At 66.1% G+C, this 15,081-nt stretch carries 13 protein-coding genes and 1 tRNA gene; 2 read left to right on the top strand and 12 right to left on the bottom strand.

Going from position 1 to position 15,081, the window contains the following annotated elements; all coding sequences use genetic code 11:
* Positions 1-59: 59 nt before the first annotated feature.
* Together ispG and ACW7G1_RS06890 are read left to right on the top strand one after the other, a co-directional pair.
* On the top strand, positions 60-1,328 hold the full coding sequence (gene ispG, locus ACW7G1_RS06885; protein WP_456979028.1) for a flavodoxin-dependent (E)-4-hydroxy-3-methylbut-2-enyl-diphosphate synthase: 1,269 nt from the start codon (positions 60-62) through the stop codon (positions 1,326-1,328).
* An 82-nt stretch (positions 1,329-1,410) separates the two neighbouring features.
* The gene (locus ACW7G1_RS06890) at positions 1,411-2,031 is read left to right on the top strand and encodes a phosphatase PAP2 family protein (RefSeq protein WP_456979029.1); all 621 of its coding nucleotides are present in this window, start codon (positions 1,411-1,413) and stop codon (positions 2,029-2,031) included.
* On the opposite strand, the gene ACW7G1_RS06895 is transcribed toward ACW7G1_RS06890, so the two are convergent.
* The 12 genes from ACW7G1_RS06895 to ACW7G1_RS06950 all read right to left on the bottom strand — a co-directional run bounded on the left by ACW7G1_RS06895 (position 2,015) and on the right by ACW7G1_RS06950 (position 15,051).
* Positions 2,015-2,938: a DMT family transporter gene (locus tag ACW7G1_RS06895; protein WP_456979030.1), complete on the bottom strand. Its 924-nt coding sequence runs from the start codon at positions 2,936-2,938 to the stop codon at positions 2,015-2,017. The genes ACW7G1_RS06890 and ACW7G1_RS06895 overlap by 17 nt on opposite strands.
* Positions 2,932-4,005, bottom strand: coding sequence for a UDP-N-acetylmuramate dehydrogenase (gene murB / locus ACW7G1_RS06900; protein WP_456979031.1), 1,074 nt, complete (start codon positions 4,003-4,005; stop codon positions 2,932-2,934). The genes ACW7G1_RS06895 and murB overlap by 7 nt, the downstream gene beginning before the upstream one ends.
* A complete protein-coding gene (locus ACW7G1_RS06905) occupies positions 4,002-5,063 on the bottom strand; it encodes a quinone-dependent dihydroorotate dehydrogenase (RefSeq protein ID WP_456979032.1) in 1,062 nt (353 codons plus the stop codon). The genes murB and ACW7G1_RS06905 overlap by 4 nt, the downstream gene beginning before the upstream one ends.
* 2 nt (positions 5,064-5,065) lie before the next feature.
* Positions 5,066-5,401: a DUF4190 domain-containing protein gene (locus tag ACW7G1_RS06910; RefSeq protein WP_456979033.1), complete on the bottom strand. Its 336-nt coding sequence runs from the start codon at positions 5,399-5,401 to the stop codon at positions 5,066-5,068.
* A gap of 23 nt (positions 5,402-5,424) precedes the next feature.
* Positions 5,425-6,957 (bottom strand): L-piperidine-6-carboxylate dehydrogenase, encoded by a 1,533-nt coding sequence (amaB, locus tag ACW7G1_RS06915; RefSeq protein ID WP_456979034.1) that lies wholly within the window; start codon positions 6,955-6,957, stop codon positions 5,425-5,427.
* A gap of 23 nt (positions 6,958-6,980) precedes the next feature.
* Positions 6,981-7,057 (bottom strand) — tRNA-Arg (locus ACW7G1_RS06920).
* Positions 7,058-7,099: 42 nt separating this feature from the next.
* Positions 7,100-8,974, bottom strand: coding sequence for a carboxypeptidase regulatory-like domain-containing protein (locus ACW7G1_RS06925; RefSeq protein WP_456979035.1), 1,875 nt, complete (start codon positions 8,972-8,974; stop codon positions 7,100-7,102).
* The gene (locus ACW7G1_RS06930) at positions 8,971-11,166 is read right to left on the bottom strand and encodes a hypothetical protein (RefSeq protein WP_456979036.1); all 2,196 of its coding nucleotides are present in this window, start codon (positions 11,164-11,166) and stop codon (positions 8,971-8,973) included. The genes ACW7G1_RS06925 and ACW7G1_RS06930 overlap by 4 nt, the downstream gene beginning before the upstream one ends.
* Positions 11,163-12,386: a BatA domain-containing protein gene (locus ACW7G1_RS06935; RefSeq protein ID WP_456979037.1), complete on the bottom strand. Its 1,224-nt coding sequence runs from the start codon at positions 12,384-12,386 to the stop codon at positions 11,163-11,165. The genes ACW7G1_RS06930 and ACW7G1_RS06935 overlap by 4 nt, the downstream gene beginning before the upstream one ends.
* Entirely contained in the window at positions 12,383-13,288 is a 906-nt protein-coding gene (locus ACW7G1_RS06940) for a DUF58 domain-containing protein (RefSeq protein WP_456979038.1), read from the bottom strand. Before ACW7G1_RS06940 ends, ACW7G1_RS06935 begins: the two co-directional genes overlap by 4 nt.
* A gap of 13 nt (positions 13,289-13,301) precedes the next feature.
* Positions 13,302-14,312 carry an AAA family ATPase gene (locus tag ACW7G1_RS06945; protein ID WP_456979039.1) on the bottom strand — a complete coding sequence of 337 codons (1,011 nt, stop codon included), beginning with the start codon at positions 14,310-14,312 and terminating at the stop codon, positions 13,302-13,304.
* Positions 14,313-14,328: 16 nt separating this feature from the next.
* Positions 14,329-15,051, bottom strand: coding sequence for a DUF4159 domain-containing protein (locus ACW7G1_RS06950; protein ID WP_456979040.1), 723 nt, complete (start codon positions 15,049-15,051; stop codon positions 14,329-14,331).
* Positions 15,052-15,081 lie beyond the last annotated feature (30 nt).

Consider the following 15,081-nt stretch of genomic DNA (forward strand, 5'->3'; position numbering starts at 1 on the left):
CGGCATTGCCGCCGTCACTGTTGCCATATAACGCCTGCCTGCGGCGGTACAATGAGCGGATGAACCAGGACGTCGCCTTGCCTTGCTCCCACGCCGCCTTTGGCCCCCGGCCGCGCCTGCAGACGCGTGCGGTCAGGATCGGCGGGTTGACCGTTGGCGGTGGCGCACCGGTGGTGGTGCAGTCGATGACCAATACCGATACCGCCGACATCGCCGGTACCGTCAAGCAGGTCGCCGAGTTGTGGCGCGCGGGTTCCGAACTGGTGCGCATCACCGTCAACAACGCGGAATCTGCCGCCGCTGTGCCGCGGATCCGCGACAAGCTGGCGATGATCGGCGCCCCGGTGCCGCTGATTGGCGACTTCCATTACAACGGCCACCAATTGCTGACCGCAGAGCCGGCGTGTGCCGAGGCGTTGGCGAAGTACCGCATCAATCCGGGCAACGTCGGTTTTGGCAAGAAGCGTGACAGCCAGTTCGCGACCTTGATCGAACTGGCGATCAAGTACCACAAGCCGGTCCGGATCGGCGCCAACTGGGGCTCGCTGGACCAGTCGTTGGCCCGCGACTTGATGGACGAGAACGCGCTGCGCGCCAAGCCCTGGGACGCTGGACGGGTGCTGCGCGAGGCGCTGATCCGCTCGGCACTGGACTCGGCCGCGCGGGCCGTCGATATCGGCTTGCCGGCCGATCGCATCGTGCTCAGCGCCAAGGTCAGCGGCGTGCAGGAGCTGGTCGCGGTATACCGCGAACTGGCGACCCGCGGGGACTACGCACTGCACCTGGGCCTGACCGAGGCCGGCATTGGCAGCAAGGGCATCGTCGCTTCGAGCGCCGCGCTGGCAGTGTTGCTGCAGGAGGGCATCGGCGACACGATCCGTATTTCGCTGACGCCCGACCCGGGCCAGTCGCGGACCAACGAGGTCATCGTCGCCCAGGAGCTGTTGCAGACCATGGGCCTGCGCGCATTCACCCCGATGGTCACCGCCTGCCCCGGCTGCGGTCGCACCACCAGCGAGTTTTTCCAGGTGCTGGCCAAGACCGTGCAGGAACATGTACGCGCGAAGATGCCGCAGTGGAAAGTCACCCATCCAGGAGCCGAGAACCTCACCCTCGCGGTGATGGGCTGCATCGTCAACGGGCCGGGGGAGTCACGCCACGCCAACATCGGCATTTCGCTGCCCGGTACCGGCGAGGCGCCAGCGGCACCGGTGTTCGAGGATGGCCAGAAGACCGTGACCCTGCGTGGTGAGAATATCGCCGATGAGTTCGTCGGGCTGATCGACACCTATGTCGAGCGACACTATGGCGGCAACAGGGCCGACTGAGCGCAAGCTTCCCGCGGTCGGCGAGACGCTCCGCGCGGAGCGGCACCTCGTTACCGATCTGTCGCGGCGGTACGGTTGGCGATTGCTTCTGGTATTCATCGGCTTGCTGTTGCCGCTGTGGGGTTTTGCCGAGCTGGCCGGGGACATCCACGAGCGCGAGGTGATCGGCTTCGACGAGCCGGTCCTGCGTTTCGCCCACGCGCTGGCGACACCGGACCTGGATCGTTTCTTCGTTGCCATTACCGATATCGGCTACCTGCATGGGGTGGTGCCGTTCGACATCGCGCTGGTGCTGGCGCTACTGCTGTTGAGGCGGTTGCGGGCGGCGACCTTTGCCGCGATCGCACTGGCGGGATCCGGCCTGCTCAACGTTGGCACCAAGCTGATATTCGCGCGCGACCGGCCATCACTGTGGGAGTCGATCACGCCCGAGCTCACCTACAGTTTCCCCAGCGGACACGCGATGGGGTCGGCGACCCTGGCCTGGGTGTTGGTGTTGGTGTTGTGGCACACCCGCTGGCGCTGGCCGGTGGTGGCATGCGCGGTGCCGTTCGTGCTGCTGGTCGGCTTCTCGCGAATCTACCTTGGCGTGCATTACCCCTCCGACATCCTTGCCGGTTGGGCCGCGGCCAGCGTCTGGGCGGTGGTCGCGTATCTGGCGGTGTTCCGCCCGCAGCACAGGCCGTTTACTGGCCCGGTTTGACCGCAGTACTCGGTGCCGAGGTCGCCGCGCGACGCGCGAGACTTGCCTCGCGATGGGCGATGTAGCCGTTTGCAACCAGGATGATCGTCGCGCCAATCACGGTCCAGCGATCCAGGCTCTCACCGAACAGGAAGAAGCCGAACACCACCACGATCGGTAACTGCACGAAGCTGATCGGCGTCAGCGCGGAGACATCGCCAAGCTTGAGCGCACGGGTCCACAGCATGTGCCCGGCAGTCCCCAGGATGCCGGCGGCGATCACCCACAGCCAGGTGATGCCCTGCGGCCATTCCCACACCCACAGTGCCGGTACCAGCGACATCGGCACCCAGAAGATGGTGGTCAGCACCACGATCCGGTCCGCCGGTTCGGTATGCGACAACTGCTTGATCTGGATCGCGACGATGGCGCTGATGACCGCCGCCGAGACCGCGACCAGCGTCCCGGCACTGAACTCGGCCGTGCCGGGGCGCACGATGACCAGCACGCCGATGAAACCCAGCACGACCGCGCTCCAGCGGCGTACCCGCACCTGCTCGCCCAACCACAGCACCGCCGCGATGGTCACGAACAACGGGGTGGAGTAGGACAGCGATACCGCCTCGGCCAGTGGCAGGTTGCCGATCGCCCAGAAGCCGCAAAACATCGACAGCGTGCCCAGCACGCAACGCACCAGGTAGCGGGGTAGTTGTTGCGTCCGCAATAGCCCGGGACCATGTTTGAGCACCAGTGGCAGTGCTGCCAGCATGCCGAAGAAGCTGCGGAAGAATGCGACCTCGAAGGTATGCAGTGATTCAGAGGCCAGGCGGATGGTGATCACCATCAGCGCGAAGAAGCCGGTGCTGCCAAGCATCAACAACGCCGCACGCGTATGTACCGGCATGGACGCCTTGGGGGTGCTCACCATCGTGCTCCGATCATGCGTGGCTCCGGCTCCAGCGCCACGCCAAAGCGAGCGTGTACCGAATCGGCAATCCGCCGCGCCAGCCCGAACAATTGACGGCCACTCGCATGGCCATGGTTGACCAGTACCAATGCGTGCGATGCGGCAACACCGGCGTCACCGTCGCGATGCCCCCGCCAGCCGCAGGCATCGATCAACCACGCGGCCGACAGCTTGCGGCAGTCATTGTCGGGGTCGTTGTCGCGGACCGGAAACACCGGCAGTGCGTCGTGCTCCGCCAGCAGCGATTGCGCCTGCGACGTCGGCACGATGGGATTCTTGAAAAAGCTGCCCGCATTGCCGATGACCGCCGGGTCGGGCAGCTTGCGACGGCGAATCGCGATCACGGCATCGGCGACCTGGCGCGGGCTCGGGTCGCGCACATCAACCTGCATTGCGGCGAGTTCCTGCCGGATACCGGCGTAGTCCAGTCGTGCTGTCGACGTACGCGGTGTCGACGTGCGCGATAGCGCGAACTCCACTGCGGTGACGATGAAACGGTCCGGCTGCCGCTTGAACAGGCTGTCGCGGTAGGCGAATGCACAGGCGTCGCGATCCAGGCGATGCCATGCCCCGGTCGCCGGCTCGAACGCCTCGACCGCGTGGATCAGCTCGCACACCTCGACCCCGTACGCGCCGATATTCTGGATCGGCGCCGCGCCCACGCTGCCCGGAATCAACGCGAGGTTTTCCAGCCCCGCGTAGCCGCGAGCGAGCGTGTCCAGTACGAAACCATGCCACGGCGTTCCGGCGTCGGCACGCAAGACGACCCCGCCACCCGAGTCGTCGACCACTCGGATCTCGCGACCGGTCAACACCAGCAGTGGTGGCTGCGGATCTTCCACGAACAGCAGGTTGCTGCCGCCACCCAGGACCAGCGGTGAGCGGCCTGCAAACTCGTCGTGCTGGAACAATCCCGGCAGCGCTGACGCATCACCGACTTCCGCCAGCAAGCTGGCACAGGCGACCACGCCCAGGGTGTTGCGCGGTTGCAACGGTACCTGTCGGAGGATGCGGGGGGATGAATTCATGCAGCCGGTGGCATCGGGCCACTGCTGGGTGCGAACTTGCGCCGGCGGATCGCCTCCACGCACTCGCGCACCAGCGCCGGACCGCGGTAGACCAGCCCCGAATAACATTGCACCAGACTCGCCCCGGCGGCCATCTTGGTCACCGCATCGGCACCCGACAGGATGCCGCCGACGCCAATCAAGGGGATCGATTCGGGCAGCCGGGTGCGCATCATCCGCAGCACTGTCGTCGATGGGCCCAGCAGCGGCTTCCCCGACAGGCCACCTTGCTCCCCGGCATGGCGAGCGCCCTCGATAGCGATGCGCGACACGGTGGTGTTGGTCGCGATCACGCCATCGACTTCCAGTTCCGCCAGCACCCGCGCGCAGGCTTCGATATCGTGATCGGACAGGTCCGGCGCGATCTTGACCAGCATCGGGATGCGGCGGCCGTGCTTGGCCCCAAGACGCTCCTGCTCATCACGCAGGGTGCCAATCAGTCGACGCAACATCTGCTCTTCCTGCAACTCGCGCAGGCCGGCGGTATTGGGTGAGGAGATGTTGACCGTCACGTAGTCCGCCAACTGGTAGACCCGCGACAGGCAATACATGTAGTCGCCTTCGGCAATCTCGTTGGGCGTTTCCTTGTTCTTGCCGATATTGATGCCCAACAAACCCTTGCCCGTGCGTTGCGCCCGTTCGACATTGCGCACCAGCGCGTCCACGCCCGCGTTGTTGAAGCCCAGCCGGTTGATCACCGCCTTCTGTCCGGGCAGGCGGAACATGCGTGGCTTTGGGTTGCCCGCTTGGGGCCGCGGGGTCACGGTACCAATCTCGACGAAACCGAAACCCAGTGCCAGCAATGCATCGATATGCTCGCCGTTCTTGTCCAGCCCGGCGGCCAGGCCGACCGGGTTGGGGAACTCCAGCCCGAAGGCACGGGTCGGCAACGGTTCCGGTAAGCGTCCCAGCATCCCGGTTGCGCCGCTGCGATGGGCCAGGTCAAGCGCCCGCAAGCTCAGGTCATGGGCGCGCTCGGCGTCCATGGTGAACAACAGCGGGCGTGCCAACCCGTACATGCTCACCCCCAGTTGGAGGCGAGCGCGAAGAATGCCGCCAGCCCGCCAAAAAACAGCAGCATGGCGATCACTGACAAGACCGCAATCACCACCATCGCGTACCCCAGCACCAGCCCGGCCAGGGCCAATCCATCGCCCTCCATCACCCCGGGATCCCTGCGGATCTCGCTGCGTGCCAGATGGCCGGTAACGATCGCCACGATGCTGCCGACGAACGGCAATACTGTCCAGCCGAGCAGGCCCGCGACCAGGCTGATGATGGCCAGGACACTGGTTCGCCTACCGCCCGCAACGGGTGCGGGCGGGGGCAGCGACGAAGGATGATCCGGACTGTTCATCGTGCTGGTCTCGGTGGCTTGCCTTACAGGTCGAACTTGATGCCCTGCGCCAGCGGCAGTTCGTCGGAGTAGTTGATGGTATTGGTCTGGCGACGCATATAGGCGCGCCACGCGTCGGAACCCGACTCGCGACCGCCGCCGGTTTCCTTCTCGCCACCGAACGCACCGCCGATTTCCGCACCCGAGGTGCCGATGTTGACGTTGGCGATACCGCAATCGGATCCGCGCGCCGTCAGGAACTGCTCGGCCGCCTTCAGGCTCTCGGTGAAGATCGCCGAGGACAGGCCTTGCGGCACGTCGTTCTGCATATCGATTGCTTCGTCCAAGGTGCTGAATTTCATCACGTACAGGATCGGCGCGAAGGTCTCGGTCTGGACGACCTCGGAGCTGTTGGCCAGGCCGGTGATCAGGGTCGGCAGGACGAAGTTGCCCTTGCGGTCAATGGCCGCGCCGCCGGTTTCAACCTTGCCGCCGGCCGCCTTGGCCTTCTCGATCGCTGCCAGGTAGCCCTTCACGCCTTCGGCGCTGTTCAGCGGACCCATCAGGTTGGCCGTGTCCATCGGATCGCCGGTTTTGCTTTCAACCTGCTTGTACGCGGTCACCAGTTTGGCCAATACGTCGTCATAGATCGACTCGTGGATGAACACACGGCGGGTACTGGTGCAGCGCTGACCGGCGGTGCCGACCGCGCCGAACACAATCGCCGGGATCGCCAGCTTCATGTCCGCACTGGCGTCCACGATCATCGCGTTGTTGCCGCCCAGCTCCAGCAGCGAGCGGCCCATGCGCTTGGCGACGCGCTCACCGACGTGGCGGCCGACCTTGGTCGAACCGGTGAAGCTGACCAGGTTGATGCGCTTGTCGTCGACAAAGGTCTGGGCCAGCTTGTTATCGTCGTCGTTGAACAGGAAGAAGATGTCCGGGAAGCCGCCCTTCTTCAGCGCCTCGTTGCAGATCTTGATCGAGGCGATCGCCGACAGCGGGGTCTTGGGCGACGGCTTCCAGATGGTGATGTTGCCGCAGACCGCCGAGACCAGCGCGTTCCAGGCCCACACCGCGACCGGGAAGTTGAACGCCGAGATTACTCCGACGACACCCAGCGGATGCCATTGCTCGTACATCCGGTGGCCGGGACGCTCGGACGGCATGGTCAGGCCATACAGTTGGCGCGACAGGCCGACAGCGAACTCGCCGATGTCGATCATTTCCTGGACTTCACCGTCGCCTTCGGGCTTGGACTTGCCCATTTCCAGCGCGACCAGCGAACCCAGCGCATCCTTGTTCTCGCGCAGCGCGTCGGAGCACAGGCGCACGGCCTCGCCACGTCGCGGCGCCGGGGTGGTACGCCAGACCTGGAACGCCGCCTGGGCGCGCTCGACCAGCTTGTCGTAGTCGGCCTGCGAGGTGGCATTGACCCGCGCCAGCGACTCGCCATCAGTCGGATTGATCGGCTCCAGGATGCCGGCATCGCTGGACGTGGCCCATTCGCCATTGCCGAGATAGGTGCCTGATTCGTTGTCGGTCAGGCCGAGTGCGGTGAGGACGGGGTGGGTCATGAAGAAACTCCTTGGAAAAAACCTGGTGACCCCGACACGATTCGAACGTGTGACCTGTCCCTTAGGAGGGGACCGCTCTATCCAGCTGAGCTACGGGGCCGTAAAACGGTAATTTTCGCACGAATGGACGGCGGGCCGGAACTCAGGTGGATCCCGGGCGGGCTGCAGGCTGGCCCCGCCGTGCGCGTTCCAGCCACCAGGACGCCGCTACCAGCAGCAACCACGCGCAAAACCAGAGTAAACGCGGGCTGAGCCGGGTCGATCGGGCTGCCGATTCATGGGTCAACGCCGGGGTATCGGCGTTGGCGATGGCAGGCGCGGCCAGGGCGCGGGTGGCTTCATGCAGCGTGTAGGCGGCCAGACCGGGCGCATCGGACGGCTCGCGGACGTAGAACGGCAACGTGCGGTCTGCGTCGCGGAGCTGGTGCCAGCCGCTGGTATCGGCCCAGAACCCGGCGCAATGGCCGCCGTCGCTGGCCGGATCAAGCGTCAATGGGGCGGAGTGCCCGCCCGGCACCAGAACGCTGGCCTGCTCGCCGATGCCACAGATCACGCTGCGTTGGCCTGGAGCGGCGGCGTCCACCGTCGGCGGGGAGCCGACCGGGGCCGGACGCGCCAGGGTGGTGAACGCATCGCTCCACAGATCCCCGTGGACATCGTCGCGCCCGGCCAGCACCAATCGATAACTGTCATTGACTATGGATACGCCGACGCGGCCGCGCCCATGCGCGCGCCAGATGGACACGGGCGCGCCGGACGCGTCGGCCAGAAGCGTGACCGCATCGGCGGCGGATAGTTGTGGGGACCTGGTATGCAAGGTCGGCGATGCGGCGGTGTCGTTGTCGGCGGTGGCTACGGTGTCTGTGGCAGGGTCTGTGCCAATTTCGGTGAGGTCGCTGCGCGCCAGTCGGATCTCACGTGGCGTGGCCGTGGTTGATGCGGAGAAGCCGAGCGTCTCCAGATGGTTGCGATCCGCGCCGTTGACCGGCCCGTCCAGGCGCAGCAACACCCCGAGCCCACCGTCCGCCGCGGCGGCAAGGGCGCTGCGGTCGCGGCGGCCCAGTCCATGCCAGCGGCGATGGTCGAGCACCAGCAGGTCGAGCTGGTCCAGCGCGGCGGGGCGTAAATCGGAGGCTGTGGTGCCAATCTGCAAGCCGGCGCCCAGGCTGATGCTGGTGTCGAGCTCGGCCCCGGCGTCGAGCGCCCACCGGCGCAGGAACTTCAACTCCGGATTCGGTGCGCCCGCCATCATCAGCACCCGCAAAGGGTGGGTCGGGGTTGCCTGCACAGGGACGACCACGTCATCCACCACCTGCGAATCGGCGTCGCGTATTTGCAGCCGATAGGACGTCACCCCGGCGCTGCGGGTGCGGGCGTGCAGTTCGAAGCGACCCTTGTCCTCGATGGCACTGCGGGACACAAGGCCGCCTGCCGGGTCACGCAGTTCCGCCGATCCGCCATCCAGCGCCATCGCACGCCCGGTAATGGCGAACTGACGGCCGACGGGCACCTGCGTCGGGGAGTGCAGTTCGAGCAGGCCCTCGGGGAGTGGTGCTGGGTGGAATTCGACCGGATATCCGCGTACGGCATCGCGGTCGCGTGCGACCAGGCCGGCACCGACCACACGGAGTCGCTTGGTGGCAGGGTAATGACGCAATGCGCTGGCGAGATCGCCGAAGCGTTCGGCATCGGGCCGGGTGTCGGTGTCGGCGTGTGATTCGGGTAACGCGATCACGCGGGCATCGGCAGGCGCCTGTCCGGTCACCTCGCTCGCCCCTGCGGTCAGCACGACCAGCGTCCCGGTGGTAAGTGCGACAGGGGGTGGGCACAGCACCTGATAGAGCAGCCAGGCGCTGGCAACTTGCGCCAACAGCAACACCACCGTGCGCCAGACGCGGGGGCGTGAAGACGGCGGCTGACGGTGCCGATGCCACAGGCTGCGCGCGCTGGCGAGCACGACAGCGAGCGCGAGAACGCCGGTTATGACAACAGTGAAGTCGAGTGACGAGATGTTCATTGCTCACCCGCGCGCCCGAGCGCATCCAGATAGGCGTCGCCCACGCGTCCTGGCGACGGACGTTCGCCGGTGGCAGCGGGTGACCGCGATAACAATGGCCACAACAAGTGCCGAAGTTGTTGGCGACAGTCGGCGCACGTTGGGTCGCGTCGCAGTGCATCGATGGCAGCGGCCAGCAGCAACGGGTCGGAGGTGTCGATGTCGTTTGATGCGACCCAGTGCCCGAGCGCGTCGAGATCCAGGGTCGTGTCCTGGCTTGCCGTAACCGGTGCCAGCGCGCGCCACGCATTGACGACGGTGGTATCGGTGCCGGCCGCCGGCTCCAGCGGGTCCCCGCGATCGGCCAGACCGGTGCGCTTGCCGCTCAGGCGCCGCTCGTGATCGATTGGCGGCTGCTCACTGCCCACGCGCGGCAAGTAGATCCGCTCGGCCTGTTGAACCTGCTTGATGAAACCAAGCGCGCGGTTGGCGTAGGGCAAGGCGAGTTCAGGCCGGCCCTGTCGCAGGTTCAGCTCCGACTGCCACATTTCATCAAGCGCGGACTTGAGCAGCTTGCGCGTAGTCGGATCGAGCAAGGTCGCGGCTTCAGCGTGATCGTGGGTGTGGCCGAACTCCTCGACCATGTCCTGTTGTTCGCCAAACGTGGCCGGTCGCGACACGTCGGACGCGTCGGCGTGCTCGTCGCCGTGCTCATCGTGGCCGGCCGCCGCCGTGGTCGACGCATCGGTCTCGTCACCCCCCAGCGTTGCCAGGTACTCATCCTGGGCGTCGGCGGTCACCATCAGCCGCGGCTCACCGCTGGTCTCCTCGCCCAGGAACTGTCCGTAGCGCAGTCGCAGAAGACGCTGGTCGACGCCGATGGTGTTGGATTTTTCGAGATAGACGTCCGGCGCCAGCCCGTGCACCTGCTCCAGCAAGGCCTCCGCATCGATGATGATCTGGCGCTGGCTGCGGAAGTAGGCGGGCATCACCCTTTTGACCACGCCCTCAAGATCGCTGGAACTGGGGATGATGACCGCCGGCGCGCGCAGGATGTAACTCGGACTGTCGGTGGTGTGGGCTTTTGGGGCGCGACGATCACTGACACTGAGCTTGGCAATGACATCGTTGCCTGCAGCCAGGCCTAGCGTGGTCAGGTCGATCTGATGGCGGTAGCGCTTGTGCCGGGCGTCGCCACGTCCGCGCACGGTGATGACGTGTTGGCGGGCGGTGATGTTCTCGCCATCGCCCTCGGTCCGGGTCAGTTGAAGTCGCGCGTCCGGTGACAGTCCGTAGTCGTCGCTGGCTTCGAACTCCAGCGTCCACGTCCGTTGCCCCGGTGTGGCCAGGGTGAGCGTTTGCTGCGGCTCCAGTGCGTGCAACTGGGGAGGATTGTCGTTGACCACATCCAGGCGATGAGGACCTGCCTGGACCGGTGGCAGTGGCTGATCGGTTTGAATGCGATACAGGGTTGGCTTGTCGATGCGAAGCGTGCCTTTCCAGTCATCGCCGTCACGCTCCAAGGCGAGTCGCCGGCCATCGTGGAAGACCAGCTCCACCTGCTCCGGTGCCGGCGCGAAGTGCAATGTCCATTGCAGCGTCGAGCCCTCCGGCACCTTGGCCGCCAAGGTATCGACGGTACGCTCCGGCAGGCCGGTATAGGCCGGCGGCTGGATACCGATGTGCTGATCGAGCAAGCGTGCCGGGGCCGCCGCCGCGTGCTTCCCCGAAGAGGCGGCAGGGTGGAGCGTGGCTTGCGGCAGCCCGGGATAGAGCACGATCGCAGCGATGCAGGCGCCGGCCAATGCCGCGCCCCCAAGCAACTGGCGTGTTTTCCACGGGGCTCGCAGATCCGGGGTGGGTTGGTCCTGAATGCGTTGGCGCAGGCGTTCGCGTTGCAGGCGCCCCAGCGCGCTGGTTGGCGCGGCCTGCGGGAGCAGCAAGGCCGCGCTGTCCTCCATGTCGGCGCGCTGTGCGTCCAGAAGCCGTGCCAACCAGTGATCATCAAAGCCGCGTCCGCTGCGCCAGACATGCCAAAGCGAGGCGATCAGCGTCGCGGCGACCAGCAGCTGCGACCAGACCGATGCGTTCACGCGCCAGGCAAGGACGATGGCCGCCAGCAGCCATGGCAACGTGGCGAGCACCGCGGTCCCCATCGCGCGACGGCGGGCGAGGCCACGGGCATGCTGCAAGCGGGCGTTGGCGGTACTCATGCGACGGGCTTGCGACGCGGGCCACCGGCCACCCAGCGCTCCATCAGGAACACCAGCGCCACCAGCATCGCCAGCCACGGCGCGAGCGGACGCGGTTCTTCGGGATAGTCCGCACGACCGCTCCGGGGCGTGTGAACGGTGGCGTCCACCAGGGTCGGTTGCGGTGGTTCGCCGACCAGCAACCGTCGCAGACGGATCGGAAAGTCGGGTTCAAGCAAGCTCGGCATTGCCGCCGGCACCAGCTCGCGCTCCAGGCGCATGACGCGTCCACGGCCGAGGCTGGTACCGCGCACGATCGGGCCGTCGGCGTCACGCCACAGGACAGGGGCATCCGCCAGATCGGGTGCGGTGGTGCCGGCGTCCAGCAGTGCACTGCCGCCGGCGATGATCCACTCACGCACGCTGTCGGGGAGTGGGCCGGGGACCAGCCAGACCAGGTATCGCTGGTCGACATCAATCGGCTGGGCCGCGAGCGCGATGGTCACTGGCGGGACTGGCGTCGTGGCCGGAGGGTCGGTTTCCGGGTCGGTGCCCCGATCCAGTGCCATCCACGCCTCGCCCGCGGCACGCAGGTAACGCAACGCAGCGGTACGCTCTGGCGAATGGCGCACCATCAGCGAGGGTGTCGCGGGGGGCACCGGACGCGCGGGCGTTGCCGTACCGGATCCCGGAACGACACGCCAGTCGACATTGCGGCTGAGCACGGGGCGCTCGGCATCGGCACCAACGATCACCGGTGGCACCAGTACGGTCAATGCCGTGCCGGCCGGTATCGTCGCGTCGACCTCGCGCAGCAGGCTGCTCAAGGAGGAGGGGTTTGTTGCGGGCTTTTCAGTGCTGTCTGTGTCCTGCTCATCCAGCAGTGGAAGCCCTGGCGCCAATCGATGCCAGTGGGCATCGGCCATGCCGATATCCCGACGAGCCGCTGCGACGTCGACGCCGGGCGCCACCACAATCCACGGTGTCCGGTCCGGCCGGCCGAACAACACCGGCTCGGCCAGCAGCAACGCCAGCGCTACCAGCAGCAAGAGGCGCAGCAACAGCAGCAGGATTTCCTCGAAACGGTAGTTGCGCCGTGGCTGTGGTTTTGCCTGCAGCCAACGCAAGGCGGCGAACATCACCAGCCGTTGCTCGCTGCGCCGCGCGAGGTGGATCAGCAGCGGTATCAGACACGCGGCCAGAGCTGCCAGGCTGAGCGGCAGCAGCAGCGATATCGTCATGGGCGGGGTGCGCCCATGAACAGCCGGCGTAGCGGCAGGTCGAGCGGTTCGTCGAGCATGTATTCGACATGGCGGATGCCGTTGGCGGCGAGGCGCGAAGCCAGGGCGGCACGTGCCGCGGCGAAGCGGGCAATGAAGCCGTCGCGGATGTCATTGCCGTCGCCGAGCATTTCCTCGCCACTTTCGGGGTCTTGAAAACGGCAGCCGCCGCGAAACGGAAAGTCGCGTTCTTCGGTGGTCAGTATCTGCACGCTCAGCACCTCGCGCCGCGCCGTGGCAAGGCGCTCCAGCAGGTGCGCGACCGCTTCGTCGAAGGCATCACTGAGCGACACAACCAAAGTGTGTGCCCCGACGTGTTGCCATAGCGGCCGCAATCGCGCTTCGCCGGGCCAGGTGCCAGTGGCGGCCAGGGACTGCAGCTCAAGCAGGCAGCGATCACGGTGGCGTGGCCCGGCGCCAATGCCCTGCAACCGTAGCTGGCCACCGCCAATGATGGCCAGGCCAAAGCGCTCTCCCTGGCTTGCCGCCAGCTCGATCAGGCAGGCCGCAAGCGACTTGGCGGCATCCAGCCGCGACCAGCCGGGGCGGGCGGCATCTTCCTGTGACATGGAGGCGCTGGTGTCGATCAGCAGCCACAGGTCGAGCGGACTGTCGCGCTCGGATTCGCGCACGAAGAAGCGATCCGAGCGCGCATAGAGCTTCCAGTCGATCTGGCGCAACTCATCGCCGGGCTCGTAGGCACGGTACTGCGCGAACTCCAGACCGGCGCCGCGGTGGTGGCTGCGATGCTGGCCGAAGCCCTGTGCACCCGCAGCCTGTCGCGCGACAAGCGGGATGTTCTTCAGCCGAGCACGGACATCCGGTGGGATCAGGTCTGGCAGAGGGGTCGGCGGATGCGCCACGGCGTCACCTGCCTCAGCGCGGCGCGAATGGCACGGCGGTCAGCAGGGCCGCAATGACCTCGTCGCCATGGGTCTGTTCGGCTTCGGCGGTAAAGGACAACAACAGGCGGTGACGCAGCACGGGGGCGGCGAGTGCGAGGACATCTTCGCGGGTGGCGGCCAGGCGTCCGTGCAACAGCGCACGGGCCTTGGAAGCCAACACCAGCGATTGCCCGGCACGCGGACCGGCTCCCCATTTCACCCACCGGCGTATTTCCGGTGGGGCGTTGTCGTCAGGCCGGCTGGCACGCACCAGTCGGGTAATCCAGTCCAGCAAGTCGTCGCCCAGGTGCACTTCGCGAACGCGCGCCTGCAAGGCCAATACCGCTTCACCGTGCATCACCTGCGGCACTTCGGCCTGGTGGGTGCCGGTGGTCTGGACCAGGATCTCGCGTTCTTCCGCCTGGGTCGGATACTCCACCCGCACATGCAACAAGAAGCGATCAAGCTGCGCCTCCGGCAGCGGGTAGGTGCCGGCCTGCTCCAGCGGGTTCTGCGTTGCCAACACAAAAAATGGCGACGGCAGCGGATGGGTGACGCCGGCGTAGCTGACGGTACGTTCCTGCATGGCCTCCAGCAGCGCTGCCTGGGTTTTTGGTGGCGTGCGGTTGAGCTCGTCGGCGAGCAGCAGGTTGGTGAACACCGGGCCGCGCTGGAACTTGAAGTGGCGTTGTCCGGTGCCGTGATCCTCCTCCAGTATCTCGGTGCCGATGATGTCACTTGGCATCAGGTCGGGAGTGAACTGCACGCGTCGGAATTGCAGGTCGAGCGCCTGGCCGAGTGAGCGCACCAGCAAGGTCTTGCCCAGGCCCGGTACTCCTTCCAGCAGGCAGTGGCCGCCGGCGAGCAGGCCGATCAGCAACTGTTCCACCACCTCATCCTGGCCGACGATCGCCTGCGCGATGGCGCGACGCAGGGTCTCGAGTTGGGCCAGCTCGGCCTGGATGTCTGTTTCTGTCGGGGTGCCGGTCGGCGTATCGTTCATGGTTGTTCCGGTTGTCTCATGCGGTCAATGCATAAATCGCGATATTGACGGCAAGCTTGGTGTTGTCCTCGGCCAGGAAGCGTTTGTTGCGCCAGTCGTAGTCCCATTCGCAGCCGTAATCCTTGTTGCTGTAGAGCACTCCCAAACGGCCATCCACTTCGATGCCCTTGAGGTAATCGTGGACCAGATCATCACCCCAGCCGTTGAGCTCGAACGAGGTTGCCGGTGGGCCATCCTTGAACGTGAAAAAGCTGCGGTACAAGGCGTGGCTGTCGGGTAGTTTCCTGAGTGCCTTGCTGCCGAAGATCGATGCCATCTGGGCCTCGAACGACTTGGCGAACAACCCATCGATGTCGTGGTTGCAGTCGTCGACGAAAATAAAGCCGCCGTTGCGGACGTAGCGCTCGAAGTTGCGCCGCTCGGCCGGGTTGAACTCGACCAGCTTGTGGCCGGCGAGGTAGCAAAACGGTGCCATCAGCATCTTCGGATCGGCGAGGTCGAGCACGTGCTCTTCCGGGTCCACCCGCAGGCTGGTGTAGTCGATCAACGAGGTGATCATGTTGGCCGGCATGCGCTGATCGACATCCCAGTCGCCGGATTCGTAACGCAATCGGGTGAACCAGAAATCGTAGTTGGCGCTCGCCGCAACTGCGACTCGCGGCCATGGCGTGACCAGGACCGCGGCGGCGCTGCCCGCCAGTAACCGGAGGAAATCGCGGCGGTGCTCAAGACTGTTCATGCAAATGCTGCGGCCGGCCGCGACCTCTTT

Source organism: Lysobacter sp. A378, assembly GCF_054052125.1.

Bases quoted from the DNA above. Each gene is read 5' to 3' on its own strand.
- ispG (WP_456979028.1), top strand. From the start codon at position 60: ATGAACCAGGACGTCGCCTTGCCTTGCTCCCACGCCGCCTTTGGCCCC.
- ACW7G1_RS06895 (WP_456979030.1), bottom strand. From the start codon at position 2,938: ATGGTGAGCACCCCCAAGGCGTCCATGCCGGTACATACGCGTGCGGCG.
- murB (WP_456979031.1), bottom strand. From the start codon at position 4,005: ATGAATTCATCCCCCCGCATCCTCCGACAGGTACCGTTGCAACCGCGC.
- ACW7G1_RS06905 (WP_456979032.1), bottom strand. From the start codon at position 5,063: ATGTACGGGTTGGCACGCCCGCTGTTGTTCACCATGGACGCCGAGCGC.
- ACW7G1_RS06910 (WP_456979033.1), bottom strand. From the start codon at position 5,401: ATGAACAGTCCGGATCATCCTTCGTCGCTGCCCCCGCCCGCACCCGTT.
- amaB (WP_456979034.1), bottom strand. From the start codon at position 6,957: ATGACCCACCCCGTCCTCACCGCACTCGGCCTGACCGACAACGAATCA.
- ACW7G1_RS06925 (WP_456979035.1), bottom strand. From the start codon at position 8,974: ATGAACATCTCGTCACTCGACTTCACTGTTGTCATAACCGGCGTTCTC.
- ACW7G1_RS06930 (WP_456979036.1), bottom strand. From the start codon at position 11,166: ATGAGTACCGCCAACGCCCGCTTGCAGCATGCCCGTGGCCTCGCCCGC.
- ACW7G1_RS06935 (WP_456979037.1), bottom strand. From the start codon at position 12,386: ATGACGATATCGCTGCTGCTGCCGCTCAGCCTGGCAGCTCTGGCCGCG.
- ACW7G1_RS06945 (WP_456979039.1), bottom strand. From the start codon at position 14,312: ATGAACGATACGCCGACCGGCACCCCGACAGAAACAGACATCCAGGCC.
- ACW7G1_RS06950 (WP_456979040.1), bottom strand. From the start codon at position 15,051: ATGAACAGTCTTGAGCACCGCCGCGATTTCCTCCGGTTACTGGCGGGC.